The organism is Burkholderia multivorans ATCC BAA-247 (assembly GCF_000959525.1).
GTDB lineage: Bacteria > Pseudomonadota > Gammaproteobacteria > Burkholderiales > Burkholderiaceae > Burkholderia > Burkholderia multivorans.
The window spans coordinates 2,402,064-2,428,994 of the sequence record NZ_CP009832.1 but is presented as its reverse complement, the minus strand read 5'-3'; the positions used below and the strand labels follow the sequence as shown (position 1 = coordinate 2,428,994).

Sequence of the window (26,931 nt, the reverse complement as noted above, 5' to 3'; positions counted from 1 at the left end):
GGGCGTCTCCCGGCAAGCGCCCGCGTACCGCGCACACGCGCTCACCAAAAAGGTGCAGAATGGCGCGCATGCACCAAAACGAAACGTTCGGACGCGCGTAGCGCGGCTGCTGCACTCGTACGGTGCATCGGCGCAACGCAATACGGCGGGCGACGCCCCGCAACTGCGCAGCGGCGCCCCGACGCAGCAAGCTCTCTGCGCGATTCGCATGCGAAGAGCACATGCTGGCACGGAAGCTGCTTTAAAGAATTCGGTCGAATCGGGGCGCTGCGCACGGGCCCGATCAGCTCGATAAACGAGGCGGTTCCCAGTCCGCCGGAATTGTTCAATCAGGAGAAGAGGTTATGAGTAAAACCGTCGCCGACGTCATGCAGCTCGTGAAGGACGAGGACGTCAAGTTTGTCGATTTCCGCTTCACGGATACGCGCGGCAAGGAGCAGCACGTGTCGGTGCCGGTTTCGGCGTTTGACGAAGACAAGTTCGAAAGCGGCCATGCGTTCGACGGCTCGTCGATCGCGGGCTGGAAGGGCATCGAGGCGTCGGACATGCTGCTCATGCCGGATCCGAGCGCTGCGTTCATCGACCCGTTCTACGAAGAGTCGACGCTCGTGCTGACCTGCGACGTGGTCGAGCCGGCGGACGGCAAGGGCTACGAGCGCGATCCGCGTTCGCTCGCGAAGCGCGCGGAAGCGTACCTGAAGAGCACGGGCCTGGGCGACACCGCGTACTTCGGTCCGGAGCCGGAATTCTTCATCTTCGACTCGGTCCAGTGGAACACGGACATGTCGGGCTGCTTCGTGAAGATCAACTCGGAAGAAGCACCGTGGTCGGCCGGCAAGGAATTCGAAGGCGGCAACACGGGCCACCGTCCGGGCACGAAGGGCGGCTACTTCCCGGTCGCGCCGGTCGATACGTTCCAGGACATGCGTTCGGAAATGTGCCTGCTGCTCGAACAACTCGGCATTCCGGTCGAAGTGCACCACCACGAAGTGGCAGGCCAGGGCCAGAACGAAATCGGCACGAAGTTCTCGACGCTCGTGCAGCGCGCCGACTGGACGCAATGGTCGAAGTACATCATCCACAACGTCGCGCACTCGTACGGCAAGACGGCGACGTTCATGCCGAAGCCGGTCGTCGGCGACAACGGTTCGGGCATGCACGTTCACCAGTCGATCTGGAAGGACGGCCAGAACCTGTTCGCGGGCAACGGCTATGCCGGCCTGTCGGAATTCGCGCTGTTCTACATCGGCGGGATCATCAAGCACGCCCGCGCGCTGAACGCGATCACGAACCCGACGACGAACTCGTACAAGCGTCTGGTCCCGCACTTCGAGGCGCCGGTCAAGCTCGCGTACTCGGCACGCAACCGTTCGGCATCGATCCGCATTCCGCACGTGTCGAACCCGAAGGGCCGCCGTATCGAAACGCGCTTCCCGGATCCGATGGCGAACCCGTACCTCTGCTTCTCGGCGCTGATGATGGCCGGTCTGGACGGCGTGCAGAACAAGATCCATCCGGGCGAAGCAGCGGACAAGAACCTGTACGACCTGCCGCCGGAAGAGGATGCAAAGATCCCGACCGTCTGCGCGGGCCTCGATCAGGCGCTCGAAGCGCTCGACAAGGATCGCGAGTTCCTGACGCGCGGCGGCGTGTTCACGGACGGCATGATCGACGCGTACCTCGCGCTGAAGGAGCAGGAGCTGGCGAAGTTCCGCATGACGACGCATCCGATCGAGTTCGAGATGTACTACTCGCTGTAATCGGCGATGGCGCTTCGATTCAGCGCCGTCATGCCGATTCGTTCCCGTCGCGCGGTTTGCGGCGGGAACGGCGGAGTCTGAAAAGGGGACGGCGCCCAGCCGTCCCTTTTTTGTTCGCGACTGGACGAATCTTTGGCGCGGCAACGCGCGACACGCACGCACGATGGTTCTGAAGAATCTGATCAAGGCGAAGACGGGACAGCCCGAGCAATTGACCGACGACGAGCGGCTCGCCCGTTCCGGCCTGCTCGCCGGGCTCGAGGCGCTGCCGACGGTCGTGCTCGTGCTCGACCGCAAGACGCTCAGGATCGCCTTCGCGAATCCGTCCGCGGAGGCGATGCTCGACATCTCGCGCCGCCAGCTCGCGCAGCGGCCGTGGGGCGAGATTTTCCCGAACGCGAACGAGCTCGCCTCGACGATCACCGCGATCGGCGAGGAGCGCTTTCACGCGACGCATCTCGACACCGTGCTCGACCGGCCCGGCCACGAGCTGCTGCACGTGCATGCGATCGTCGGCTTTCTCGAGAGCGCGCCCGATTTCGTGCTCGTCGAACTGTTCGAGAACGAGCGGCAGTCGCGCACCGATCGCGAGGAGCGCATTCACGACCTGACCGCGGTCAACAAGCAGTTGATCCGCAATCTCGCGCACGAGATCAAGAACCCGCTCGGCGGCATCCGCGGTGCCGCGCAACTGCTCGAATTCGAGCTCGGCGAGCGCGAACGCGGCGAGCTGCGCGAATACACGCAGGTGATCATCAAGGAGTCCGATCGCCTGCAGACGCTCGTCGACCGGCTGCTGGAGCCGCACCGGCATCCGCACATCGTCGGCGACGTGAACATCCACGAAGTATGCGAACGCGTGCGCGCCGTGATGCTCGCCGAATTCCCGCGCGGCCTCACGATCGTGCGCGACTACGACGTCAGTGTGCCGGACCTGCGCGGCGACAAGGAGCAGCTGATCCAGGCGCTGCTGAACATCGTGCGCAACGCGGCGCAGGCATTGCGCGAACGGATCGCGCAGGGCGACGCGAAGATCGAGCTGCGCACGCGCGTCGCGCGCAAGGTCACGATCGCGAAGCGGCTGTACCGGCTGGCACTGGACTTGCATGTGATCGACAACGGCCCCGGCATTCCGGACGAGATCCGCGACCGGATCTTCTATCCGCTCGTCTCCGGCCGCGACGACGGCAGCGGCCTCGGCCTGACGCTCGCCCAGACGTTCGTGCAGCAGCACGACGGGACGATCGAGGTCGAAAGCCGGCCGGGGCGTACCGAATTTCAGATTCTGCTGCCGCTCGACGCATGAGCGGCGACATTGCGATACACCAATATCTGACCGACCTATGAAGCCGATCTGGATAGTAGACGACGATCAATCGATCCGCTGGGTGCTCGAGAAGGCGCTCGCGCGCGACAGCTTCGCGACCAAGAGCTTTGCCAACGTGCGCGACGCGCTCGCCGCGCTCGATCACGAGACGCCGCAGGTGCTGGTATCCGACATCCGGATGCCGGGCGGGTCCGGGCTCGAGCTGCTGCAGGCCGTGCATGAGCGCCTGCCCGGGCTGCCCGTCATCATCATGACTGCGTTCTCCGATCTCGACAGCGCAGTCGCAGCCTTCCAGGGCGGCGCGTTCGAATATCTCGCGAAGCCGTTCGACGTCGACAAGGCCGTCGAGCTGATCCGCCGCGCGGTCGAAGAGAGCCTGCGCGGCGGCACGCCGCAGGACGACCGCGTCGCCGAGGCGCCCGAGATGCTCGGCCAGGCGCCCGCGATGCAGGACATGTTTCGCGCGATCGGCCGGCTGTCGCATTCGGCCGCGACCGTGCTGATCACCGGCGAATCGGGCACCGGCAAGGAGCTCGTCGCGCGTGCGCTGCACCGACATAGCCCGCGTGCGAACGGACCGTTCATCGCGCTCAACACGGCCGCGATTCCGAAGGATCTGCTCGAATCGGAACTGTTCGGCCACGAGCGCGGCGCGTTTACCGGCGCGCAGACGACGCGGCAGGGCCGCTTCGAGCAGGCCGAGAACGGCACGCTGTTTCTCGACGAAATCGGCGACATGCCGTTCGATCTGCAGACGCGGCTGCTGCGCGTGCTGTCGGACGGGCAGTTCTATCGCGTCGGCGGGCACAGCCCGCTGCGCGCGAACGTGCGCGTGATCGCCGCGACCCATCAGAACCTCGAGGCGCGCGTGCGGCAGGGGCTGTTCCGCGAAGACCTGTATCACCGGCTGAACGTGATCCGGCTGCGGCTGCCGCCGCTGCGCGAACGCAGCGAGGACATTCCGCTGCTCACACGCCATTTTCTGCAGAAGAGTGCGCGCGATCTCGGCGTCGAGCCGAAGCGCGTGTCGGACGAGGCGCTCGCGTATCTGACCTCGCTGCCGTTTCCCGGCAACGTGCGCCAGCTCGAGAACCTCGCGAACTGGCTGACCGTGATGGCGCCCGCGCAGACGGTCGAAATCAAGGATCTGCCGCCCGATCTCGTCCCGTCGGGCGCGCCGATCGCCGTATCGGCCGGCGACGGCGCGAATGCGCCCGGCAGCCACGAGGCGCCGGCCGCGCCGACGGTCGCCGCCGCGGTGCCGCTGGCATCGATGGCGGGCACGGCTGCGCCGAACGGTGCGCCTGCCGGCTACCCGATGTGGGAGCACGGGCTGCGCACCGAAGTCGCGCGACTGCTGCGCGAGAATTCGGCCGGCGTGATGGACGAACTCGCGCGCCGCTTCGAGGCGGCCGTAATTCGCGAGGCGCTCGACTTCACGCGCGGCCGCAAGGTCGAGGCCGCCGAGCGGCTCGGCATCGGCCGCAACACGATCACGCGCAAGATCCAGGAACTGCACCTGGAGCCCTGAGCCTGTATCGCGGCATGCGCGGCGCCGCGCATGCCGCGATCGGACATAATCGCGCTTTGTGTTGCGCGCGCGATTCCGTCATGTCCGATTCCTTCCGCTGGCCCGCTGCGGCCGATCCCTTCCGTTTTCTCGAAGCGCTCGACAGCGCTCGCGCTCGCGCGTGGGTCGACGAACAGAACGCGCGCACGCGCGCCGCGCTGCGCGACAACGACGCGTATCGCGCGCTCGCCGCACGGCTCGCACGCGCGTATCTGCCGCGTGAACGGCCGGTCATTCCGACGCGCTGGCGCGACTGGGCCTACGACCTGTGGCAGGACGATCTGCATCCGAAGGGGCTCTGGCGTCGCGCGCGCTGGGACGACTGGCGTGCGGGCCGCGCCGAATGGGAGACGCTGCTCGACGTCGATGCGCTCGGTGCGGCCGAAGGCGAATCGTGGGTGTTCGAGCAGGACGCGATCCTGTATCCGGACGGCGATCGCGCATTGCTGTCGCTGTCGCCGGGCGGCGCGGATGCGGTCGTCGTCCGGGAGTTCGATCTCGTGCTGCGGCGCTTCGTCGACGACGGCTTCACGATCGACGTGCCGGGCCATCACACGGTCGGCTGGATCGATCGCGATACGGTGTACGTGAGCTGGGATCGCGGCGACGCGCATTCGACCGCAGCCGGCTATCCGTACGACGTGCGGCGCTGGGTGCGCGGCACGCCGCTCGCAAAGGCGCCGGTCGTGTTTCGCGGCGAACCGGACGACATCAGCGCCGGTGCGTGGTTCGATCCGATCGACGGTCGTCACGCCGCGTGGCGCAGCGTCGACTTCTTCGACGCGCATACCTACCGGCTGACCGAGGCGGGCGAGTGGGCGCGCTACGACGTGCCGACGCACGTCGAGGTCGGCTTCTGGGAAGGCTGGCTCGTGCTGGAGCCGCGGCTCGACTGGGACTGCGACGGCGTGCGTCATGCGGGCGGGTCGTTGCTCGCGATCCGCGAGCGCGCGTTCCTCGAAGGTTCGCGCGCGTTCACGACGCTGTTCGAGCCGCAGCCGTCGACGTCCGCCTGCACGTGGACGCATACGCGCCACACGCTGATCGCGAGCTGGCTCGACGACGTGCACAACCGCACGCTGCTATGGGAGCCGCGGCAGTCGGCCGACGGTACGTGGACCTGGGATGCGCGGCCGCTCGATTGGCCGGGCGACGCGCAGATCGACGTCGAGCCCGTCGAGCCGACGCTGAACGACGACGTCTACGTGGACGTCGATACCTATCTCGATCCGCCCGAATGCTGGCTCGCCGATCTAGCCGACCGCGCGGCGGATGCCGCGTCGCGGCGCGTGCTGCTCGATCGTCCGCCGGTGCAGTTCGATGCGGCCGGGCTCGTCGTGCGTCGCGCGAGCGCACGCTCGCGCGACGGCACGCGCGTGCCGTACACGCTGATCGGCCCGCGCGATGCGCTCGACGGCGCTACGCGCGTCGCGCGGCCGTGCCTGCTGTCCGGCTACGGCGGCTTCGCGCTGCCGAACCTGCCCGGCTACAGCGACGCGCTCGGCATCGGGTGGCTCGAGCGCGGCGGCGTCGCGGCGTTCGCGCACATCCGCGGCGGCGGCGAATTCGGGCCGCGCTGGCACGTCGACGCACAGCGCGAACATCGCCAGCGTTCGTTCGACGATTTCATCGCGGTCGCGGAGGACCTGATCGCGACCGGCGTGACGACGGCCGCGCAGCTCGGCATCGAAGGCGGCAGCAACGGCGGGCTGCTGGTCGCCGCATGCATGGTGCAGCGCCCGGCGCTGTTCGGCGCCGTGCTGTGCCGCGTGCCGCTGCTCGATATGCGGCGCTATCCGAAGCTGCATGCGGGTGCCGCGTGGCTCGACGAATACGGCGACCCGGACGATCCGGACGAAGGCGCGGCGCTCGCCGCGTATTCGCCGTATCACCGCGTGCGCGACGGCGTCGCGTATCCGCCGCTGCTGCTGACGACGTCGACGCGCGACGACCGCGTGCATCCGGCGCACGCGCGCAAGATGGCCGCGCGCATGCAGGCGCTCGGTCATCGCAACGTGTGGTACTGGGAGAACACCGACGGCGGTCACGGCAGCGCCGACGATCTGGAGCGCGCCGAATCCGACGCGGCCGAATTCGGCTTTCTGTGGGCCCATCTCGGGCCCGCGCCCGCGCGCATCTAAGGGCACGCGGGGCAGGAGCAGGGCAGAAGCGGCAGGGCGGCGGCGTCAGCCGAGGACCGCGACGACCGGCGTATGGTCGGACGGCTGCTCCCACGTGCGCGGCACGCGATCGACTTCGCACGACGTGCAGCTGCCCGCGAGCGCCGGCGACAGCAGGATGTGGTCGATGCGCAGCCCGGCGTTGCGGCGGAACGCGAACATCCGGTAGTCCCACCACGTGAAAGTCTTCTCGGGCTGCTCGAAGCGGCGGAACGCATCGACGAAGCCGAGCTCGATCAGCTTCGCGAAGTGCGCGCGCTCCTGCGGCGACACGAGGTTCTCGCCTTCCCATTTCGCCGGATCGTGCACGTCGCGATCTTCGGGCGCGATGTTGTAGTCGCCGAGCAGCGCGAGCTTCGGGTAGCGCTGCATCTCGGTGCGCAGCCACGCGTGCAGCGCGTCGAGCCACTGCATCTTGTACAGGAATTTGTCGGAGCCGACCGCCTGACCGTTCGGGAAGTAGGCGGACACGATCCGCACGCCGTCGATCGTGACGGCGATCACGCGCTGCTGCGTGTCCTCGAAGCCCGGAATATTGCGCACGACGTCCGATTCGTCGAACGGCAGCGTGTCGCGCGCGAGAATCGCGACGCCGTTGTAGGTCTTCTGGCCGGCGAACCAGCTGCGATAGCCGGCCGCCTCGAGATCGGCGCGCGGAAATTTCTCGTCCGGCAGTTTGAGTTCCTGCAGGCACAGTACGTCGACGGCGCTTTGCGCGAGCCAGTCGAGCACGTGCTGCTTGCGGACGTTGAGCGAGTTGACGTTCCAGGTGGCGATTTTCATGAACGGGGAAGCGCGCGTGCGGATCAATGCAAAGGCCGCCATCTTACCGCGAGCACGGGGCAGGAACGCGCGAAGCGCCGCGATGCATTAAGTACGAATATGACAAAAGTGTTGACGTAAGTGCTTAGCCACCCTATAATTTATTTCTCTGACGCGGGGTGGAGCAGTCTGGCAGCTCGTCGGGCTCATAACCCGAAGGTCGTAGGTTCAAATCCTACCCCCGCAACCAAGCACACCAGACGATGTGCAGCACAAGTGACCGATGCGCGCTTCGTCGACAGGAACCCGGCCCCGTGCCGGGTTTTTTGTTTTGTGCGTCCGCTGCGCGTCGTTGCGTCAGCGCGCGGCCCATTCGACGGCCGCCTTGGCGTGCAGTGCCGTCGTGTCGAACACCGGCAGCGGCGAATCGTCGGTGCCGATCAGCAGTGTGATTTCCGTGCAGCCGAGAATCACCGCCTGCGCGCCGCGTTGCGCGAGCGATTCGATGATCCGCACGTACGTGCCGCGCGACTCGCGCGCGATGATGCCGTGGCACAGCTCGTCGTAGATGATCCGGTGCACGTCGGCGCGCTCGCGTTCGTCGGGCACGAGCACGTCGATGCCGAACCGCTCGCGCAGCCGCTGCGCGTAGAACGGCAGTTCCATCGTATAGCGCGTGCCGAGCAGCGCGACGCGCTCGACGCCCGCGTCGCGCAGCGCGGCGCCGGTCGGATCGGCGATATGCAGGAACGGCAGTGTGACGGCCGCTTCGATCGCGTCGTGCACGCGATGCATCGTGTTGGTCGTCAGCACGACGAGATCGGCGCCGGCCGCTTCGAGCTGCCGCGCGGCGTCGGCCATCCGTTCGCCGAGCGCAGGCCAGTCGTGCGCGCGCTGCAGCGCCTCGATCTCCGCGAAATCGACGGTCACGAGCACGCTCTTCGCGTTGTGATGACCGCCGTGCAGCGCTTTCGAATGGCGATTGATCAGTCGGTAGTATTCGGCCGACGATTCCCAGCTCATTCCGCCGATCAGTCCGATCGTCTTCATCCGTTGCCCTTTGGTTCGTATGGTCGCAGTCGAGTATAGGGGCCGGTGCGCGTGCGCGGCGGTACGCTTCGCGCAAAGCCGGCCGGTACGGCGCAGTACGAGACGGCGGCGCGCGGCAGGGCAGCGCACGACGGCGGTCCGCGCCTGCCTCACGCGGCGGTTGAAACGCCCACTGTGTTTTTGTACAGTATCGGCACCGTGAATCCGTCCGCCATTCCGTCTTCCGATCCGCGCGAGCCGCCGCCCGACGGCGACGCACCGCCGCGCGTGCGCAAGATCATCCACTGCGATTGCGACTGCTTTTACGCATCGGTCGAGATGCGCGACGATCCGTCGTTGCGCAATCGTCCGCTCGCGGTCGGCGGCCGGCTCGACCAGCGCGGCGTAATCGCGACGTGCAATTACGAGGCGCGGCGCTATGGCGTGCACTCGGCGATGTCGTCGGCGCTGGCGATGCGCAAGTGTCCGGATCTGCTGATCCTGCCGAGCGCGATGGACAAGTACCGCACCGCATCGCGGCAGATCATGGCGATCTACCGCGACTACACCGCCGACGTCGAACCGCTGTCGCTCGACGAAGCCTATCTCGACGTGAGTCGCTCCGAGCGCTGTCAGGGCAGCGCGACGCTGATCGCGCGCGAGATCCGGCAGCGCGTGTACGAGACGGTCGGCGTGACGGTGTCGGCCGGCGTCGCGCCGAACAAGTTCATCGCGAAGATCGCCTCCGACTGGAACAAGCCCGACGGTCTATTCGTCGTGCGGCCGCACGAAGTCGACGCCTTCGTCGCCGCGCTGCCGGTGCGCAAGCTGCACGGCGTCGGCAAGGTCACGGCCACGCGGCTCGACCGGCTCGGAATCCAGACCTGCGCACAGCTGCGGACTTGGTCGCTGATCGATCTGCATCGCGAATTCGGCGCATTCGGCCGGCGGCTGTACGAGCTCGCGCGCGGGATCGACGAACGGCCGGTGCAGGCCGATCAGGAGCGCAAGTCGGTCAGCGTCGAGACGACCTACGTGACCGATCTGACCACCCTCGAGCAGTGCGCGGACGAGATCCGCCGGCTCGTCGTGCAGCTCGATGCGCGGATCGCCCGCGCAGGCGCCGCACGTGCGATCCGCAAGCTGTACGTGAAGATCCGCTTCGCGGATTTTCAGCGCACGACGGTCGAATGCGTGGCCGACGCCACGAATGCCGATACGGCCGTCGCGCTGCTCGCGAAAGGGCTGCTGCGGCGCGCGCAGGCGGTGCGGCTGCTCGGCGTCGGCGTGCGCATCGACGAAAACACGCCCGAGCGCCACGGGCAGTTCTCGCTGTTCGACGACGAATCGCGCGCGCAATGAAAAAGGCACCGCCGAAGCGGTGCCTGTGCGGGGGCGACGCGGCGCGGCCCGTCAGTGCGCGGGCGCGGCCATCCCGTTATGACGCAGCAGCGCGTCGATCTTCGGCTCGCGGCCGCGGAATGCCTTGAACGAATCCATCGCCGGGCGGCTGCCGCCGACCTCGAGGATTTCGCGGCGATAGCGGGTGCCGGTTGCCGCATCGAGCACGCTGCCGTTCGCGGCGGCCGCTTCCTCGAACGCCGCATACGCGTCGGCGGACAGCACTTCGGCCCACTTGTAGCTGTAGTAGCCGGCCGCGTAGCCGCCCGCGAAGATGTGGCTGAACGTGTTCGGCCAGCGCGAGAACGGTGCCTGCGGGATCACGTGATAGCGCTCGTTGATGTCGCGCGCAAAGTCGTTCACGGCGAGCGCGCCGGCCGGATCGAAATCGACGTGCAGCAGCATGTCGAACATCGAGAACACGATCTGGCGCAGCGTGCCGAGCCCGCTCTGGAAGTTCTTCGCGGCGATCATCTTGTCGAACAGCGCGCGCGGCAGCGACGCGCCTGTATCGACGTGCGACGACATCGACGACAGCACGTCCCATTCCCAGCAGAAGTTCTCCATGAACTGCGACGGCAGCTCGACCGCATCCCATTCGACGCCGTTGATGCCGGACACGCCGAGCTCGTCGACGCGCGTGAGCATGTGATGCAGCCCGTGGCCGAATTCGTGGAACAGCGTGATCACTTCGTCGTGCGTGAAGCAGGCGGGCTTGCCGCCGACCGGCGCGGAGAAGTTGCAGGTCAGATACGCGACCGGTGTCTGCACGCCGTCGCCGCGCTTCGCGCGCGAACGCGCGTCGTCCATCCACGCGCCGCCGCGCTTGCCTTCGCGTGCGTACAGATCGAGATAGAACTGCGCGACGAGGGAGCCGTCGCGGTTTTCGACGCGGAAAAAGCGCACGTCCTTGTGCCAGACCGGCGCATCGTCCGGCTTGATCTGCACGCCGAACAGCGTCTCGGTCACGGTGAACAGACCCTTCAGCACGGCCGGTTCCGGGAAGTACTGCTTGACCTCGTTTTCCGAGAACGCATAGCGCTGCTGGCGCAGCTTCTCGGCCGCGTACGCGACGTCCCACGGCGCGAGTTCGCTGAGGCCGAGTTCCTTCGAGGCGAACGCGCGCAGCTCGTCCCAGTCCTTTTCCGCGTGCGGACGCGCGCGCGTCGCGAGATCCTCGAGGAACGCGATCACCTGCTGCGGCGACTCGGCCATCTTCGGCGCGAGCGAAACTTCGGCGAAGTTACGGTAGCCGAGCATCTGCGCCTCTTCGCGGCGCAGCTTCAGTTCGTCGGCGACGATCGCGGTGTTGTCCCATTCGGCCTTGCCGCCGCCGTACTGCGGGCCGAGCTCCGAGGCGCGCGTCGCATACGCGCGGTACAGCGCCTCGCGCATCGCGCGGTTGTCCGCGTACTGCAGCACCGGGAAATACGAGGGAAAGTGCAGCGTGAATTTCCAGCCTTCCTTGCCGTCCTTCTGCGCCGCTTCGCGCGCGGCTTCGATCGCGTCGCCCGGCAGGCCGGCCAGTTCGGCTTCGTCGTGCGCGAAGTACGCATACGCGTTGGTCGCGTCGAGCACGTGATCGGAGAACGCCTTCGCCAGCGCGGCCTGCTGCTCCTGCAGTTCCGCGAAACGCGGCTTCCGGTCTTCGGGCAGCTCGGCGCCCGACAGGCGGAAGTCGCGCAGCGCGTTGTCGAGGATCTTCTTGCGCTCGGCGGACAGCGTCGCATATTCGGCGCCGGCCGCGATCGCCTTGTACTTGTCGTAGAGCGCGAGATTCTGGCCGACGCTCGACCAGAACTCGGTCACGCGCGGCAGGTTTTCGCCGTACGCGGCGCGCAGCTCGGGCGTATCGGCGACCGCGTTCAGGTGGCCGACGATACCCCATGCGCGGCCGAGCGGCTCGGTCGCACGCTCGACCGTTTCGACGACGTCGGCCCAGGTTGCGGGCGTCGCCGGCGCGCTCGCGGTTTCGACCGCTCGATTGGCGGCATCGAGCAGTGCGTCGAGCGCGGGCGTCACGTGTTCGGGGCGAATCTCGCCGAAGCGGGGCAGGCCGGAGAAATCGAGGAGCGGATTGGTGTGGGCGCTGTCGGACATAAGACTCCCTGTCTGTTGCCGGATGAACCGGGATGAAAACGGTGAGGCGCGAGGCGCGCCGATACCGACATTATTGGGGCGCGTCGCGCGCTTTCCAATCGTTAGTTTCTAACGGCGCGATTGAGGCAGGGTCGGATGCGCGGCGCGTACGCACTGCGCAATGGGCGAGGCGCGCGGCGAGCGGCGCTCGCGCGGGGGCCGCCGAGCGGCGGCCGGCAGGAAGCCGGCGCGCACACGCGCCGGCGGGCATGGGGTCAGGCGGCCGCGGCGGCGCGCTCGGCCGATTCGAGCGTGTTGATCAGCAGCATCGTGATCGTCATCGGCCCGACGCCGCCCGGCACCGGCGTGATGTAGCCGGCGACTTCCTTCACGCCCGCGAAATCGACGTCGCCGCACAGCTTGCCTGCGTCGTCGCGGTTCATCCCGACGTCGATCACGGTCGCGCCCGGCTTCACCATGTCGGCGGTCAGGATGTTGCGCTTGCCGACCGCGGCGACGATGATGTCGGCCTGCCGCGTATGCGCGGCGAGGTCGCGCGTCTTGCTGTGGCAGATCGTCACGGTCGCGCCCGCTTCGAGCAGCAGCATCGCCATCGGCTTGCCGACGATGTTCGAGCGGCCGATCACGACCGCGTTCGCACCCTGCAGCGCAATGCCGTGCGCGGCGAACATCTTCATCACGCCGTACGGCGTGCACGGGCGGAACAGCGGCTTGCCCGTCATCAGTGCGCCGGCGTTGGCGACGTGAAAGCCGTCGACGTCCTTCTCGGGCGCAATCGCCTCGATCACCTTGTGGCTGTCGATATGCGCGGGCAGCGGCAGTTGCACGAGGATCCCGTGAATCTTCGGATCGCGGTTCAGTTCGTCGATGCGCGCGAGCAGGTCGGCCTCGGACAGCGTCGCCGGGTACGCGTCCTTTTGCGAGAAGAAGCCGTTGTCCTCGCACGCCTTGATCTTGTTGCGCACGTAGACTTCGCTCGCCGGGTTGTCGCCGACGAGGATCACCGCGAGGCCGGGCTGGTGGCCGCGGGCGGTCAGGGCGGCGGCGCGTTCGGCGGCCTGCGCGCGCAAGGTCTTCGAGAGGGCGTTGCCGTCGATGAGGAGGGCTGTCATGGTGGTGGGTTCTGCCGGGAAGTTGGAATGCGGGCGTGCGGCGTCGGGAAACGCCGCAGCAAAGCACGCAATTATACCGTTCGCCTGTCGCGGTCCGACAGCGAATGCGCGGAATGCGTCATGATCGGCGCGCACGGGCGCCGCAAGCAACGCCGCCCCGAGCGAGAGGGCCGTATCGCTCGGGGCGGAAGGGGAGCGGGCGCACCGGGCCGCGCGGCCCGGCGTGCGCGCCGCGTGTTCAGGCGGGCTTCTTCGACAGCGCGAGGCGCAGCAGGTCGGCTACCGTGTTGACGTTGAGCTTTTCCATGATGTTCGCGCGGTGCGCTTCGACCGTCTTGATGCTGATCCCGAGATCGTCGGCGATCTGCTTGTTCAGGCGGCCGGCAATGATGCGTTCGAGCACCTGCTGCTCGCGCGCGGTCAGCTTCGACAGGCGCTCGCTCGCCGCGCGCTGTTCCTGCACGCTCTTGCTTTCGCTTCGGGCCTTGTCGAGCATCCGCTCGACGAGCTTGCGCAGTTCCGCTTCGTCGAACGGTTTCTCGATAAAGTCCATCGCACCCTTTTTCATCGTCGACACGGCCATCGGCACGTCGCCGTGACCGGTGACGAAGATGATCGGCAGCGCGGCATTGTCGGCGATCAGACGCTCCTGCAGTTCGAGGCCGCTCATGCCCGACATCCGCACGTCGAGGATCAGGCACGCGATCTGGCCGGCCTGCTGCGCGGGCTGATACGCGTCGAGAAACTGCTCCGCGCTCGAGAAGCATTGCACGCGATAGCCGTTCGCCTCCAGCAGCCAGCGCAGCGAGTCCCGCACGGCCTCGTCGTCGTCGACGACAAAGACGGTTTCCTGGGTGGTGGTGACAGGACTATTCATAGTTCTCCCGTAACGGTATGTGATGCCGATGTCTCGGACCCCCCTTGGCCGAGATCAGCGGGTTCCCCAATGGGCAGGCTGCAGTGGAACGTCGCGCCGGAAATGCGGCCGTCCGGCTCGACGTTGTTGACCACCCACAGGCGCCCCCGATGCGATTCGATGATCGAACGGCAGATGTTCAGCCCCATGCCCATGCCGTCGGACTTGGTGCTGTAAAACGGTTCGAACAGGCGCTCGGCCGTCGCTTCGTCGACGCCGGGCCCCTGATCGATCACGCGAATGTCGACGAAGCCGGCGTCGATGTCGGCGACGACGCGAATCACGCCGTCGGCCGACGGCGGCTTCACGTCTGCCATCGCTTCGGCCGCGTTCTTCATCAGGTTCACGAGCACTTGCTCGATCAGCACGGGGTCGACATAAATAATAGGCATTCTTGCGAGGATTTCGGTGACGATCCGAATCCTGCGCTTCCTGGCCTCGATTTCGGCGAGCCCGACCGCATCGGCGACGATGTCCGCGACGCGCGCCGGCTGGCGCTTCGGCTCGCTGCGCTTCACGAATTCGCGGATCCGCTTGACGATCATGCCCGCGCGCAGCGCCTGCTGGGCGGTCTTTTCGAGCGCCGGCTGCAGCATCTCCGGCGTGCCGCGGCCGCTCTTCACGAGCGCGAGCGTGCCGGAGCAGTAGTTGTTGATCGCCGCGAGCGGCTGGTTCAGTTCGTGCGCGATCGACGACGCCATTTCGCCCATCGTCATCAGCCGGCTCGTGAACTGCAGCTTTTCTTCCTGCTGATGCGCGAGTTCCTGCGCCTTCTTGCGGGTCGTGATGTCGGTCGCGATCTGCATCTGCGCGAGGTGGCCGTCGACCCACTGGATGTACTGGCGGCGCACCTCGAACCATTTCTGGATGCTTTCGACGTACACCTCCTGCGCGTCGGCCGCGGTGTTCGTCAGCGCGGTGGCCGGCAGGCCCGCGAACGCATCGACCATGTCGATCGAATCGGACGACGCCTGCGCGCGGTCGAAGCCGCCGCCCGACAGCTCGAGATGGCCGTCCGGGCGGATCCCGAACAGGTGGCGGTAGTAGCGGTTCGCGAACAGCAGCTCGGCTTCGTCGGCCGCGAGCACCGACACCGCGGCGTCGAGGCTTTCGAGCACCGTCGTGAAGCGCTCGTGCGCGGCCGCGAGCTCCTCGCGCGCGCGCTTCGGCTCGGTGATGTCGGTCATCGACGACATCCAGCCGGTCTGGCGCCCCGAGCTGTCGATCAGCGGCGACACGTAGAGCCGCGCGTGGAACAGCGTGCCGTTCTTGCGCCGCACGCGCAGTTCGAAGCCCGAGCTCGGCGCCTTGCCGCGCAGCGTCATGTCGAGCTGGCGCTGCATTTCGGGATACGCGTCGCGCGGCCAGTAGGGGAACGGTGCGACCTTGCCGACCAGATCGCTTTCGTCCCAGCCCGTCATGCGGCAGAACGCGGGGTTCACGTGCGTGATGCGGCCGTGCATGTCGAGCACGCGCATGCCGATCAGCACCGAGTTTTCCATCGCACGGCGGAAGAACGCTTCCGCGTAGAGCGCCTGCTGCGCCTCGAAGCGCTGGCGCGTGTGCTTCCACAGGCTCCAGAGGCTCCACAGCACGAAGCACGACAGGCCGGCGACGAGCCACACGAGCGTGTTGTTGGTCAGGTTCGTGAGCTGCGGGAACGCGTAGACGCGCACCGTGAGCCCTTGGCCGGGCGGATCGAGCGGCAGGTCGTAGTGCGAGTCGCGCGGCAGGCGCGGGCGCGTGGAAGTCGACGACAGTTCGCGGTTGTTCGCGTCGGTGATCGAGATCTTGTACTTCGACGACAGTTCCTGCGGGATGTCGTGCTTCAGGATGCCCTCGACCGAGAACACCGCGGCGAGCGAGCCGAGATAGTCGCGGTCGCCGCGCATCACGGGCGTCTGCAGCGTGATGTAGCCGTTGCCGAAGTCGTCGTAGATCAGCGGCGAATACGCCTGGCGGCGCGAGCTGCGCGCTTCGTCGTAGGCGCCGCGCACCGCGTCCTGCAGCTGCGCGTCGCCGGGCTTCGCGAGCCGCTGGCCGAGCAGCGGCGGATGCACGGTCGGCCAGCGCTGCACGCCGGGCGCCGTATACCAGTTCAGATAGAGGATTTCCGGATGCGTCTGCATGACGTCCGCGACGGCCATCTGGAACGCGTTCTGGTCGAGGCGGCCCGATGCGAGGTCGCGCGACAGCGCCTGCAGCTGTTCCTGCGCGCCCGTCATCGACAGCCGGATCTGCTGCTGCGCCCACGCGACGTTACGGAACAGCGTGTCTTCCTGCTGCTGCTGTTCCCGGCGGTTGAGGCTCCATAGAATGAGGCTCATCACCACGAGGAACACGAGGATCGACAGCAGCGGCGTCAGCAAATAGGAATTGGACCACCACGGTCCGTGGTGCCAACGGGACGGCTGCGACTCCGCCGGCGGGCCCGACGGTCGCGCCGAGCGTGCGAAAAGCCGATCGGTCAACATGGCAGGATTGTAGCGCAGCGCAATACATGGAAAACCTATACCCGATATGTTGAGCCGAAACGGATTTATGCGGCCGGCGCGGGCCGCAGCGCCCCGCAGCATGGGTGCAGCGCAGCAATATTCCGCATTACGAGAAAAGATCTCATAATTCGAAAATTTTGTTGCGTGCGGCCCGGCACGCTCATTACAATCCGCTGAGCTTGCCCGCAGCCGGCCGCGCCGCGTCGTCTGCACGAGAGCGATCCTCACATTCCAGGACCCAGGAGACGAGAATGTCCGCTGTACCGAACGAAGTGATGAAGTATGTCGCCGCCGAGCGTGACGACGACCCGCAGGAAACCGTTGAATGGCTCGAGGCGCTGGACGGCGTGATCTCCTCCGTGGGTACCGGCCGCGCGCACTACCTGATCGAAAAGCAGATCGAATTCGCACGCATGCACGGCGAACATCTGCCGTTTTCCGCGAACACCCCGTACATCAACACGATTCCGGTCGAAGCCCAGGCCAAGATTCCGGGCGACCAGGACATCGAGCACCGCATCCGCTCGTACACGCGCTGGAACGCGCTCGCGATGGTGCTGCGCGCCGGCAAGGACACGAACGTCGGCGGCCACATCGCGTCGTTCGCATCGGCCGCGACGCTGTACGACGTCGGCTACAACCATTTCTGGCACGCACCGTCCGACCAGCACGGCGGCGATCTCGTGTTCGTGCAGGGCCACTCGTCGCCGGGCGTGTACTCGCGCGCGTTCCTGCTCGGCCGCCTGACCGAGGAGCAGCTCGACAACTTCCGCCAGGAAGTGGGCGGCAACGGCATCTCGTCGTACCCGCACCCGTGGCTGATGCCGGACTTCTGGCAGTTCCCGACCGTCTCGATGGGCCTCGGCCCGATCATGGCGATCTACCAGGCACGCTTCATGAAGTACCTCGAGGCGCGCGGCATCGCGAAGACGGAAGGCCGCAAGGTGTGGGCGTTCCTCGGCGACGGCGAGACCGACGAACCGGAATCGCTCGGCGCGATCGGGATGGCGAGCCGCGAGAAGCTCGACAACCTCGTGTTCGTGATCAACTGCAACCTGCAGCGTCTCGACGGCCCGGTACGCGGCAACGGCAAGATCATCCAGGAACTGGAATCGGAATTCCGCGGCGCCGGCTGGAACGTCATCAAGGTGATCTGGGGCAGCCGCTGGGATGCGCTGTTCGCACGCGACAAGACGGGCGCGCTGATGCGCCGGATGATGGAAGTCGTCGACGGCGAATACCAGACCTACAAGTCGGAGTCGGGCGCGTTCGTCCGCGAGCACTTCTTCAACACGCCGGAGCTGAAGGCGCTCGTCGCGGACTGGTCCGACGACGACATCTGGAACCTGAACCGCGGCGGCCACGATCCGCACAAGATCTACGCGGCGTTCCATGAAGCGACGCACACGAAGGGCGCGCCGACCGTCATCCTCGCGAAGACCATCAAGGGCTACGGGATGGGCGAATCCGGTCAGGCGATGAACATCACGCACCAGCAGAAGAAGCTGCCGGTCGAGCAACTGAAGAAGTTCCGCGATCAGTTCCGCCTGCCGATCACCGACGAGCAGATCGCCGACGTGCCGTACCTTAAGTTCGAGGAAGGCTCGAAGGAGCTCGAATACATGCGCCAGAAGCGCATGGACCTTGGCGGCTACCTGCCGCAGCGTCGCCAGAAGGCGGCATCGCTGCCGGTGCCGGCGCTCGACGCGTTCGAGCCGCTGCTCAAGGGCACGGGCGAAGGCCGCGAGATCTCGACGACGATGGCGTTCGTGCGGATCCTGAACATCCTGCTGAAGGACAAGGCGCTCGGCAAGCGCGTGGTGCCGATCGTCCCGGACGAGTCGCGCACGTTCGGCATGGAAGGCCTGTTCCGCCAGATCGGCATCTGGAACCAGGAAGGCCAGAAGTACGTGCCGGAAGATTCCGACCAGCTGATGTTCTACAAGGAATCGCAGACCGGCCAGATCCTGCAGGAAGGCATCAACGAAGCGGGCGGCATGTGCGACTGGATCGCGGCGGCGACGTCGTACTCGACGCACGGCGAGATCATGGTGCCGTTCTACATCTTCTACTCGATGTTCGGCTTCCAGCGGATCGGCGATCTCGCCTGGGCGGCAGGCGACATGCGTTCGCGCGGCTTCCTGCTCGGCGGCACCGCGGGCCGCACGACGCTGAACGGCGAAGGTCTGCAGCACGAAGACGGCCACTCGCTGCTGTGGGCGGCATCGGTGCCGAACTGCGTCAGCTACGACCCGACGTTCGGCTACGAGCTCGCGGTCATCATCCAGGACGGCCTGCGCCGAATGGTGCAGGACCAGGAAGACGTGTACTACTACATCACGGTGATGAACGAGAACTACGAGCACCCGGCGATTCCGCAGGGCGAGCACGTGGCGGCCGACATCATCAAGGGCATGTACGCGTTCCGCAAGGCGGACGCCAACGCGAAGGCGCCGCGCGTGCAGTTGCTCGGCGCTGGCACGATCTTCAACGAAGTGATCGCTGCCGCCGATCTGCTGAAGAAGGATTGGGGCGTCGCCGCCGATCTGTGGAGCGTGCCGAGCTTCACCGAGCTCGCGCGCGAAGGCCACGACGTCGAGCGCTGGAACCTGCTGCACCCGACCGAGGAGCGCCGCCTGTCGCACGTGCAGAAGTGCCTGAAGGACACGCAGGGCCCGGTCATCGCCTCGACCGACTACGTGCGTGCGCTGGCCGACCAGATCCGCGGCCAGATCGATCGCCGCTACGTCGTGCTTGGCACCGACGGCTACGGCCGCTCGGATACGCGTGAGAAGCTGCGTCACTTCTTCGAAGTCGACCGCTACTGGGTGACGGTGGCCGCGCTGAACGCGCTGGCCGACGAGGGCACGATCGATCGCAAGATCGTCGCCGACGCGATCGCGAAGTACAACCTCGATCCGTCGAAGCCGAACCCGATGACCGTTTAACGACACGCGCCGCGTGATGCCGCGCGCCGCCTCGCGGGGAGGCGCGCGGTCCTGGAGACACAGACAGATGAGTCAAGCGATCGAAGTGAAGGTGCCGGATATCGGCGATTACAAGGACGTGCCCGTCATCGAGGTGCTCGTGAAAGCGGGCGACACGGTCGAGCCCGAGCAGTCGCTCGTCACGCTCGAGTCCGACAAGGCGACGATGGACGTGCCGAGCCCCGCCGCGGGCACGGTCAAGGAAGTGAAGGTCAAGGTGGGCGACGCCGTGTCGGAAGGCACGCTGATCATCCTGCTCGAAGGCGGCGCCGCCGCGCAGCCGAACGGCGCCGCTGCGCCGGCGGCCGCACCGGCCCAGGCGTCCGCGTCGGCACCGGCTGCCGCGGCCCCCGCTGCTGCCGCACCGGCCGCCGCGCCCGCCGCATCGGGCGGCACGCTCGAAGTGAAGGTGCCCGACATCGGCGACTACAAGGACGTGCCGGTGATCGAGATCGGCGTGAAGGTCGGCGACACGGTCGAGAAGGAGCAGTCGCTCGTCACGCTCGAATCGGACAAGGCGACGATGGACGTGCCGAGCCCGGCCGCCGGCGTCGTGAAGGACATCAAGGTGAAGGTGGGCGACACCGTGTCGGAAGGCACGCTGATCGTGCTGCTCGAGGCCGCCGGCGCAGCGCCGGCCGCTGCGGCGCCGCAGGCGAGCGCACCGGCGCCGGCACCGGCCGCCGCCGCTCCGGCTGCCGCGCCCGCACCGGCACCGGCGAAGGCCGCGGCACCGGCTGCCGCGCCGGCCGCTGCTGCGCCGTCGGGCGAACACCGTGCGAGCCACGCGTCGCCGTCGGTGCGCAAGTTCGCGCGCGAACTGGGCGTCGACGTGTCGCGCGTGCAGGGCAGCGGTCCGAAGGGCCGCATCACGAAGGAAGACGTCACGGCCTTCGTGAAGGGCGTGATGACGGGCCAGCAGGCGGCGCCGGCCGCAGCGGCCGCGCCGGCCGGCGGCGGCGAGCTGAACCTGCTGCCGTGGCCGAAGGTCGACTTCTCGAAGTTCGGCCCGTTCGAGTCGAAGCCGCTGTCGCGCATCAAGAAGATCTCGGGCGCGAACCTGCATCGCAACTGGGTGATGATTCCGCACGTCACGAACAACGACGAAGCCGACATCACCGATCTCGAAGCGCTGCGCGTGCAGCTGAACAAGGAGCACGAGAAGGCGGGCGTGAAGTTCACGATGCTCGCATTCGTGATCAAGGCGGTCGTCGCCGCGCTGAAGAAGTTCCCGACCTTCAACGCGAGCCTCGACGGCGACAACCTGGTGTTCAAGCAGTACTACCACATCGGTTTCGCGGCCGACACGCCGAACGGTCTCGTCGTGCCGGTGATCCGCGATGCGGACAAGAAGGGCCTCGTCGAAATCGCGAAGGAAATGGCGGAGCTGTCGAAGGCCGCGCGCGAAGGCAAGCTGAAGCCGGACCAGATGCAGGGCGGCTGCTTCTCGATCTCGTCGCTCGGCGGGATCGGCGGCACGCATTTCACGCCGATCATCAACGCGCCGGAAGTCGCGATCCTCGGCTTGTCGCGCGGCCAGATGAAGCCGGTGTGGGACGGCAAGCAGTTCGTGCCGCGTCTGACGCTGCCGCTGTCGCTGTCGTATGACCATCGTGTGATCGATGGCGCGGAGGCCGCGCGGTTCAATGCGTATCTGGGGTCGTTGCTCGGCGACTTCCGTCGGGTGATTCTTTGATGAGCTGAGGGGTGCTCGCAGGGGCGCGGGCCGCATGTCGGTGATCCGCGCCCTGTCGTTGAACTCGCTTTCTTGACGGTCTGCCGGCGTCGCCCCTGCGCGGGGCGGCGGTCACTTTTCTTTGTCTTGCCAAAGAAAAGTAACCAAAAGAAAGGCGCGTCCTTGGGCGGACGGCAAAGGGGGTACTGCCGGTGTCGGCGTGCTCCGGTCAGGCCGTAGTTCAATGCGAGTTTCCCTTCCTCTCTCTGCAGCTAAACAAGAAGGGGACGTATATGAGTCTCATCGAAGTCAAGGTTCCGGATATCGGCGATTTCAGCGGCGTCGATGTCATCGAAGTCAACGTGAAGCCGGGCGACGTGATCGAAAAAGAGCAGACGCTCATCACGCTCGAATCGGACAAGGCCTCCATGGAAGTGCCGAGCGACGTCGCCGGCACCGTCAAGGAAATCAAGATCAAGGCCGGCGACAAGGTCTCGCAAGGCACGATCATCGCGCTCGTCGAAGCAGCGGAAGGCGCAGCCGCCCCGGCACCGGCGAAAGCGCCGGAGCCGGCCAAGCCCGCCGCAGCCGCGCCGGCGGCCGCCCCCGCAGCCGCACCGGCACCCGCGCCGCAAGCGGGCAGCTATGCGGGCGCAGCCGACATCGAGTGCGACATGCTCGTGCTCGGCGCCGGCCCCGGCGGCTACTCGGCCGCGTTCCGCGCGGCCGACCTCGGCATGAAGACGGTGCTCGTCGAGCGCTACCCGACGCTCGGCGGCGTGTGCCTGAACGTCGGCTGCATCCCGTCGAAGGCGCTGCTGCACACGGCGCTCGTCGTCGAGGAAGCCGAGGCGCTCGCGGCGCATGGCATCTCGTTCGGCAAGCCGCAGGTCGATCTCGACAAGCTGCGCGACTTCAAGGGCGGCGTCGTCAAGAAGCTGACGACGGGCCTCGCCGGTATGGCAAAGGCGCGCAAGGTCGAAGTCGTGACCGGCGTCGGCACGTTCGTCGATCCGCACCACATGGAAGTGCAGGGCGAAAACGGCAAGAAGGTCGTCAAGTTCAAGCAGGCGATCATCGCCGCGGGCTCGCAGGCCGTGAAGCTGCCGTTCATGCCGGAAGATCCGCGCGTCGTCGATTCGACGGGTGCGCTCGAGCTGCGCCAGCTGCCGAAGCGGATGCTCGTGATCGGCGGCGGCATCATCGGCCTCGAAATGGCGACGGTCTATTCGACGCTCGGCGCCGAAATCGACGTCGTCGAAATGATGGACGGCCTGATGATGGGCGCAGACCGCGATCTCGTGAAGGTCTGGGAAAAGTACAACGCGAAGCGCTTCGGCAACGTGATGCTGAAGACCAAGACGGTCGGCGCGGAAGCGAAGGAAGACGGCATCTACGTGAAGTTCGAAGGCGAGAAGGCGCCGGCGGAACCGCAGCGCTACGACCTCGTGCTCGTCGCGGTCGGCCGCAGCCCGAACGGCAAGAAGATCGGTGCCGACAAGGCCGGCGTCGCCGTCACGGACCGCGGCTTCATCGAAGTCGACAAGCAGATGCGCACGAACGTCCCGCACATCTTCGCGATCGGCGACATCGTCGGCCAGCCGATGCTCGCGCACAAGGCCGTCCATGAAGGCCACGTCGCCGCCGAAGCCGCACACGGCGAAAAGGCGTACTTCGACGCGCTGCAGATTCCGTCCGTCGCCTATACGGATCCGGAAGTCGCGTGGGCCGGCAAGACGGAAGACCAGTGCAAGGCCGAAGGCATCAAGTACGGCAAGGCCGTGTTCCCGTGGGCCGCATCGGGCCGCGCGATCGCCAACGGCCGCGACGAAGGCTTCACGAAGCTGATCTTCGACGAGGAGACGCATCGCGTGATCGGCGGCGGTATCGTCGGCCTGAACGCGGGCGATCTGATCAGCGAAGTGTGCCTCGCGGTCGAAATGGGCGCGGACGCCGAAGACATCGGCAAGACGATTCACCCGCACCCGACGCTCGGCGAATCGATCGGCATGGCTGCCGAACTGTACGAAGGCGTCTGTACGGACCTGCCGCCGCAGCGCAAGAAGTAACGCGCACGACCGGCCGCGCGCCGGTCGAAACGAACGCCGCCTGCCCGGGCTTTCCGGCAGGCGGCGTTTTCGTTGGGGCGGGCGCTCGCCGGTCCCTGCGCGAGCTGCGGAAATGAAAAAAGCCGCGCAGTGCGCGGCTCTTTCCGGGAGCAGAGGACGCTTACGCGGCCGGCTTGCTCGTACGGCGCGACGCAGCGGCGGTCGCAGCCTTCGACGCGACCGCAGCGGCTGCGTTGAAGTTCGTCTCGGCGATCTCGACGGCCTGCTTCGTGGCCTTCTGGACCGTTTCGTACGTCGTGTTCGCGGCGTTCAGCGCCGACTTCAGCGCGGCGACAGCCGTTTCCGAACCGGCCGGTGCGTTCTTCGCGACGTTGTCGACGAGCGCCTGCACCTTCCTGTTCTGCTCTTCGAATTGCGCTTCGGCAACCTTCGCGAACTCGGCTTGCGTGGCCGACGCGATTTCGTAGAGATGACGGCCGTACGACAGCACCTTTTCCGCGACCGGCTGCGTCAGGCTCGCCTGCAGCGCGATCAGCTCCTGCGCATCCTTCACCGACAGCAGACGCTGCGCGTTTTCCTGGCCTTCGGCCAGCGTCGACTTCACGACCTGAAGGTTGAGTTCGATCAGCTTTTCGACGCCTTCGAACGCCTTGGTGGTCAGACCGAACAGGCTCTCGAGGTTGGCTTTTTGGGCGGCGGCGATTTGCTCGGGGGTCAGCAAGGACATGTCAAGCTCCTGGAAAGCGATCGCGTCGATCGCGGGGTAAAGGGCACTGCGCTGGGGAATCTTGCGGCGACGTGCTTTGTGCAACGCAGCAATGGAGCCTATTTTAGGGCAGAGAAAAACCTTGTCAAGCATTTTTTGTGCATTGCACAATAACGACAAATTATCGACAAAACAACGGCTTACCGCCGCGTTCCGGAATCGGTTTCAGCGGCTGTCCACCCTGGTGCACGGCGCGTGCCCCGGCGCGCGGCGCACCATGATCGCGCGCAGGTACACCGCGCACGCGCGTGGAACGTTATGCTTATGTCCGTGTCGAAATGCGCGCCGTTTCGACACACGCGCCCGTGGCGACGTGCCTTCGCCCGTGCCGAGCCCGCGCCGCGGCAGGCCTGGCGCGGACTACGTAGTAACCCCGCTTTAAAACGCCCCCGAAGTGACGTTATCTCAATTAACCGTGCGGTAATCGGGAGACGGCCGCTGTCGCGCCGTATCGATGATTTTTTTCGATGGAAGCGCGCAGGTCGATCGACCGAATGTTGGCGGACGCTTACAATTCGGTTTAACGACGCTCGGTAAGTGCCTAATATTGCTCTTTTTTTCAGCTTTAACTACACTGGCGGAACCCTCCCGCCCGCTTTGTCCAGACCCCAATGAAAGCCGAATCGTTTTCACCGCGCAGATTGTTGCAGAGCATGACGCTCGGCACGGCTGTGTCGGTCGCCGTCGCGCTGCTCGCGACCGCCGCGTCCGTCACGCCCGCTGACGCCTTTGCCGCCACTGCGAAGACTCACCACGCCGCCAAGAAAGCCGCTTCGCCCGCGAAGCAGAAGGCGGCATCCGGCAAATCCGCGAAGGTCGCTGCGGCCGAGGCGCCGCGCGCGAAGGCGTCGCGCAAGCGCGTGACGCTCGCGGCGAACGTGCGCGGCGGCCACCATGGCGCGGTGCGCCGCGTTGCGTTCCAGCCGCGTCAGCCGACGGTCGGCCAGGCCTTCGGCCTGCATGACACGCCGGACGCGCTCGCGCTGCGTTCGAGCGTCGCGTATGTCGTCGACCAGAACACCGGCGAGCCGCTGTTCGACAAGAACTCGCACGCCGTCGTGCCGATCGCGTCGATCTCGAAGCTGATGACCGCGATGGTCGTGCTCGATTCGAAAGCGCCGATGACCGAGCAGATCGAAGTCACCGACGAAGACCGCGACTACGAGAAGGGCACGGGCTCGCGCCTGTCGGTCGGCTCGGTGCTGTCGCGGGAAGACATGCTGCACATCGCGTTGATGGCGTCGGAAAACCGCGCGGCGGCCGCGCTGTCGCGCTATTACCCGGGCGGCCGTCCGGCCTTCATCGCGGCGATGAACGCGAAGGCGAAGGCGCTCGGGATGACGGATACGCACTTCGAGAATTCGACGGGGCTGTCGAGCTCGAACGTGTCGAGCGCGCGCGATCTCGTGAAGATGGTCAACGCCGCGTATCAGTATCCGCTGATCCGCAAGTTCTCGACCGATCGCACCTACGAGGTCTATACGGGCAAGCGCAATCTCGTCTACAACAGCACGAACGCGCTGATCCGCGGCAACGGCTCGTGGGATATCGGTCTGCAGAAGACGGGCTTCATCAACGAGGCCGGCGAATGCCTGGTGATGCAGGCGACGATTCACGGCCGCCCGGTCGTGATGGTGCTGCTCGATTCGTTCGGCAAGTATTCGCGTTTCGCCGATGCGTCGCGCCTGCGCAACTGGCTCGACGCCGGCGGCGGCGAGCGCCTGACCGCGGCCAACACGCCGGCCGGCGGCACCTGAACCCGATCGCGCGACGCGGCGCTGCCGCTGCAGTTGCCGCGCCCGAAGTCGAAAAAAAGCCCCGCGACAGCGAGGCTTTTTGCATTCCGGCGCCTGCGGCGGCGCATCATGCCTGCCGTTGCAGGCCTTCCGCTTCCTTCACGACTTCCGGTCGGTAGCCGAGCGCTTCTGAGATCGTCAGCGCGGTGCGGCTGAGCTGGCTGATCCACGCATCCTGCAGACGATCGGCCGGCGCCGACAGCGACAGCCCCGCGACGAGCTTGCCCGAATCGTCGTAGATGCCGGCCGCGATGCAGCGCACGCCGAGCTCGAGCTCCTCGTTGTCGCGCGCGCACGATTGCTGGCGCACGAGCGTCAGCTCGCGCTCGAGCTTGGTCAGATCGGTGATGCTGTTCTGCGTGTGGCCGGACAGCCCCGTGCGCGTCGCGTACGCACGGACGCGCGACGTTTCGTCGGCCGCGAGGAACAGCTTGCCGACGGAGGTCAGATGCAGCGGCGCGCGGCCGCCGATCGCGCGGACGACCTGCATGCCCGAGCGCTCCGAATACGCACGCTCGATATAGACGATCTCGTCGCCTTGCCGGACCGACAGGTTGACCGTCTGGCCGGTGAGGCGGTGCAGTTCGCGCATCGGCATCAGCGCCGCGTCGCGCACCGACAGGCGCGCCTTCACGAGGTTGCCGAGTTCGAGCAGCCGCATGCCGAGCCGGTACGTGCCGGGATCGGAGCGGTCGACGAGGCGGCAGGTCACCATGTCGTTCAGGATGCGATGCGCGGTGGACGGATGCAGTTCCGTGCGCTGCGCGAGTTCCTTCAGGCTGACGGGATCGCTGTGAGCGGCGAGCGCGTCCAGCAGCCTCATCATGCGTTCGATCACCTGGATCGACGTTTTGGAATCCGGGGTGGGTTGGTTCATGTCGGCGGGAGAATCAGTTGACGCGGCAAGCGGTGTTGAACCGATTGTATCTCGTATGGTGAAAAAAGCGAACGCTGTTCGAGGAAGTCCTCGTTTGCGGCAGGGGCAC

At 66.5% G+C, this 26,931-nt stretch carries 17 protein-coding genes, 1 tRNA gene and 1 pseudogene; 11 read left to right on the top strand and 8 right to left on the bottom strand.

What is annotated here, in order from left to right:
- The first annotated feature begins 344 nt into the window (after positions 1-344).
- From glnA to NP80_RS23665, 4 genes are all read left to right on the top strand, one after another.
- Positions 345-1,760 carry a type I glutamate--ammonia ligase gene (gene glnA, locus NP80_RS23680; RefSeq protein WP_006401979.1) on the top strand — a complete coding sequence of 472 codons (1,416 nt, stop codon included), beginning with the start codon at positions 345-347 and terminating at the stop codon, positions 1,758-1,760.
- A gap of 163 nt (positions 1,761-1,923) precedes the next feature.
- Positions 1,924-3,066 (top strand): nitrogen regulation protein NR(II), encoded by a 1,143-nt coding sequence (gene glnL, locus NP80_RS23675; protein ID WP_006401978.1) that lies wholly within the window; start codon positions 1,924-1,926, stop codon positions 3,064-3,066.
- 37 nt (positions 3,067-3,103) lie between these two features.
- Positions 3,104-4,618, top strand: a complete 1,515-nt coding sequence (gene ntrC / locus NP80_RS23670) for a nitrogen regulation protein NR(I) (protein WP_006407983.1) — start codon at positions 3,104-3,106, stop codon at positions 4,616-4,618.
- A gap of 80 nt (positions 4,619-4,698) precedes the next feature.
- Positions 4,699-6,798, top strand: coding sequence for a prolyl oligopeptidase family serine peptidase (locus tag NP80_RS23665; RefSeq protein WP_172488702.1), 2,100 nt, complete (start codon positions 4,699-4,701; stop codon positions 6,796-6,798).
- A 45-nt stretch (positions 6,799-6,843) separates the two neighbouring features.
- On the opposite strand, the gene xth is transcribed toward NP80_RS23665, so the two are convergent.
- Positions 6,844-7,620, bottom strand: coding sequence for an exodeoxyribonuclease III (xth, locus tag NP80_RS23660; RefSeq protein WP_193019403.1), 777 nt, complete (start codon positions 7,618-7,620; stop codon positions 6,844-6,846).
- Between the two features lie 152 nt (positions 7,621-7,772).
- Here xth and NP80_RS23655 point away from each other — a divergent pair.
- Positions 7,773-7,849 (top strand) — tRNA-Met (locus NP80_RS23655).
- A gap of 107 nt (positions 7,850-7,956) precedes the next feature.
- Here the strand turns inward: NP80_RS23655 and NP80_RS23650 are convergent.
- The gene (locus tag NP80_RS23650) at positions 7,957-8,649 is read right to left on the bottom strand and encodes an aspartate/glutamate racemase family protein (RefSeq protein ID WP_006411998.1); all 693 of its coding nucleotides are present in this window, start codon (positions 8,647-8,649) and stop codon (positions 7,957-7,959) included.
- Positions 8,650-8,823: 174 nt separating this feature from the next.
- On the opposite strand from NP80_RS23650, the gene dinB reads away from it, so the two are divergent.
- Entirely contained in the window at positions 8,824-9,990 is a 1,167-nt protein-coding gene (gene dinB, locus NP80_RS23645; RefSeq protein ID WP_006411996.1) for a DNA polymerase IV, read from the top strand.
- A 51-nt stretch (positions 9,991-10,041) separates the two neighbouring features.
- On the opposite strand, the gene NP80_RS23640 is transcribed toward dinB, so the two are convergent.
- From NP80_RS23640 to fixL, 4 genes are all read right to left on the bottom strand, one after another.
- Complete coding sequence (locus tag NP80_RS23640) at positions 10,042-12,129, bottom strand: M3 family metallopeptidase (RefSeq protein ID WP_006407988.1); 2,088 nt, start codon at positions 12,127-12,129, stop codon at positions 10,042-10,044.
- A gap of 254 nt (positions 12,130-12,383) precedes the next feature.
- Positions 12,384-13,241: a bifunctional methylenetetrahydrofolate dehydrogenase/methenyltetrahydrofolate cyclohydrolase FolD gene (gene folD, locus NP80_RS23635; protein WP_045594183.1), complete on the bottom strand. Its 858-nt coding sequence runs from the start codon at positions 13,239-13,241 to the stop codon at positions 12,384-12,386.
- Between the two features lie 238 nt (positions 13,242-13,479).
- Positions 13,480-14,118, bottom strand: a complete 639-nt coding sequence (gene fixJ / locus NP80_RS23630) for an oxygen response regulator transcription factor FixJ (protein WP_006401970.1) — start codon at positions 14,116-14,118, stop codon at positions 13,480-13,482.
- Positions 14,115-16,631 (bottom strand): oxygen sensor histidine kinase FixL, encoded by a 2,517-nt coding sequence (gene fixL, locus NP80_RS23625; RefSeq protein ID WP_012213070.1) that lies wholly within the window; start codon positions 16,629-16,631, stop codon positions 14,115-14,117. The genes fixJ and fixL overlap by 4 nt, the downstream gene beginning before the upstream one ends.
- Here fixL and NP80_RS31930 point away from each other — a divergent pair.
- The 4 genes and pseudogenes from NP80_RS31930 to lpdA form a co-directional block, all read left to right on the top strand.
- Positions 16,551-16,768 (top strand): annotated as a pseudogene (locus tag NP80_RS31930) (hypothetical protein); the annotation flags it as partial. The gene fixL and the pseudogene NP80_RS31930 sit on opposite strands and share 81 nt — an antisense overlap.
- A gap of 135 nt (positions 16,769-16,903) precedes the next feature.
- Positions 16,904-19,600 (top strand): pyruvate dehydrogenase (acetyl-transferring), homodimeric type, encoded by a 2,697-nt coding sequence (gene aceE / locus NP80_RS23620; protein WP_006401967.1) that lies wholly within the window; start codon positions 16,904-16,906, stop codon positions 19,598-19,600.
- A 67-nt stretch (positions 19,601-19,667) separates the two neighbouring features.
- On the top strand, positions 19,668-21,335 hold the full coding sequence (gene aceF / locus NP80_RS23615; protein WP_045594181.1) for a dihydrolipoyllysine-residue acetyltransferase: 1,668 nt from the start codon (positions 19,668-19,670) through the stop codon (positions 21,333-21,335).
- 272 nt (positions 21,336-21,607) lie between these two features.
- Positions 21,608-23,383, top strand: a complete 1,776-nt coding sequence (lpdA, locus tag NP80_RS23610) for a dihydrolipoyl dehydrogenase (RefSeq protein ID WP_045594180.1) — start codon at positions 21,608-21,610, stop codon at positions 23,381-23,383.
- A gap of 160 nt (positions 23,384-23,543) precedes the next feature.
- Here lpdA and NP80_RS23605 read toward each other — a convergent pair whose 3' ends face one another.
- A complete protein-coding gene (locus NP80_RS23605) occupies positions 23,544-24,110 on the bottom strand; it encodes a phasin family protein (RefSeq protein WP_006408169.1) in 567 nt (188 codons plus the stop codon).
- A gap of 650 nt (positions 24,111-24,760) precedes the next feature.
- On the opposite strand from NP80_RS23605, the gene pbpG reads away from it, so the two are divergent.
- Positions 24,761-25,906, top strand: coding sequence for a D-alanyl-D-alanine endopeptidase (gene pbpG, locus NP80_RS23600; protein ID WP_006408170.1), 1,146 nt, complete (start codon positions 24,761-24,763; stop codon positions 25,904-25,906).
- A gap of 106 nt (positions 25,907-26,012) precedes the next feature.
- Here the strand turns inward: pbpG and NP80_RS23595 are convergent, their stop codons facing one another.
- Positions 26,013-26,822, bottom strand: a complete 810-nt coding sequence (locus NP80_RS23595) for an IclR family transcriptional regulator (protein WP_006401960.1) — start codon at positions 26,820-26,822, stop codon at positions 26,013-26,015.
- Between the last annotated feature and the right edge of the window lie 109 nt (positions 26,823-26,931).

Bases quoted from the DNA above. Each gene is read 5' to 3' on its own strand.
- glnA (WP_006401979.1), top strand. From the start codon at position 345: ATGAGTAAAACCGTCGCCGACGTCATGCAGCTCGTGAAGGACGAGGAC.
- glnL (WP_006401978.1), top strand. From the start codon at position 1,924: ATGGTTCTGAAGAATCTGATCAAGGCGAAGACGGGACAGCCCGAGCAA.
- ntrC (WP_006407983.1), top strand. From the start codon at position 3,104: ATGAAGCCGATCTGGATAGTAGACGACGATCAATCGATCCGCTGGGTG.
- NP80_RS23665 (WP_172488702.1), top strand. From the start codon at position 4,699: ATGTCCGATTCCTTCCGCTGGCCCGCTGCGGCCGATCCCTTCCGTTTT.
- xth (WP_193019403.1), bottom strand. From the start codon at position 7,620: ATGAAAATCGCCACCTGGAACGTCAACTCGCTCAACGTCCGCAAGCAG.
- NP80_RS23650 (WP_006411998.1), bottom strand. From the start codon at position 8,649: ATGAAGACGATCGGACTGATCGGCGGAATGAGCTGGGAATCGTCGGCC.
- NP80_RS23640 (WP_006407988.1), bottom strand. From the start codon at position 12,129: ATGTCCGACAGCGCCCACACCAATCCGCTCCTCGATTTCTCCGGCCTG.
- folD (WP_045594183.1), bottom strand. From the start codon at position 13,241: ATGACAGCCCTCCTCATCGACGGCAACGCCCTCTCGAAGACCTTGCGC.
- fixJ (WP_006401970.1), bottom strand. From the start codon at position 14,118: ATGAATAGTCCTGTCACCACCACCCAGGAAACCGTCTTTGTCGTCGAC.
- fixL (WP_012213070.1), bottom strand. From the start codon at position 16,631: ATGTTGACCGATCGGCTTTTCGCACGCTCGGCGCGACCGTCGGGCCCG.
- aceE (WP_006401967.1), top strand. From the start codon at position 16,904: ATGTCCGCTGTACCGAACGAAGTGATGAAGTATGTCGCCGCCGAGCGT.
- aceF (WP_045594181.1), top strand. From the start codon at position 19,668: ATGAGTCAAGCGATCGAAGTGAAGGTGCCGGATATCGGCGATTACAAG.
- lpdA (WP_045594180.1), top strand. From the start codon at position 21,608: ATGAGTCTCATCGAAGTCAAGGTTCCGGATATCGGCGATTTCAGCGGC.
- NP80_RS23605 (WP_006408169.1), bottom strand. From the start codon at position 24,110: ATGTCCTTGCTGACCCCCGAGCAAATCGCCGCCGCCCAAAAAGCCAAC.
- pbpG (WP_006408170.1), top strand. From the start codon at position 24,761: ATGAAAGCCGAATCGTTTTCACCGCGCAGATTGTTGCAGAGCATGACG.
- NP80_RS23595 (WP_006401960.1), bottom strand. From the start codon at position 26,822: ATGAACCAACCCACCCCGGATTCCAAAACGTCGATCCAGGTGATCGAA.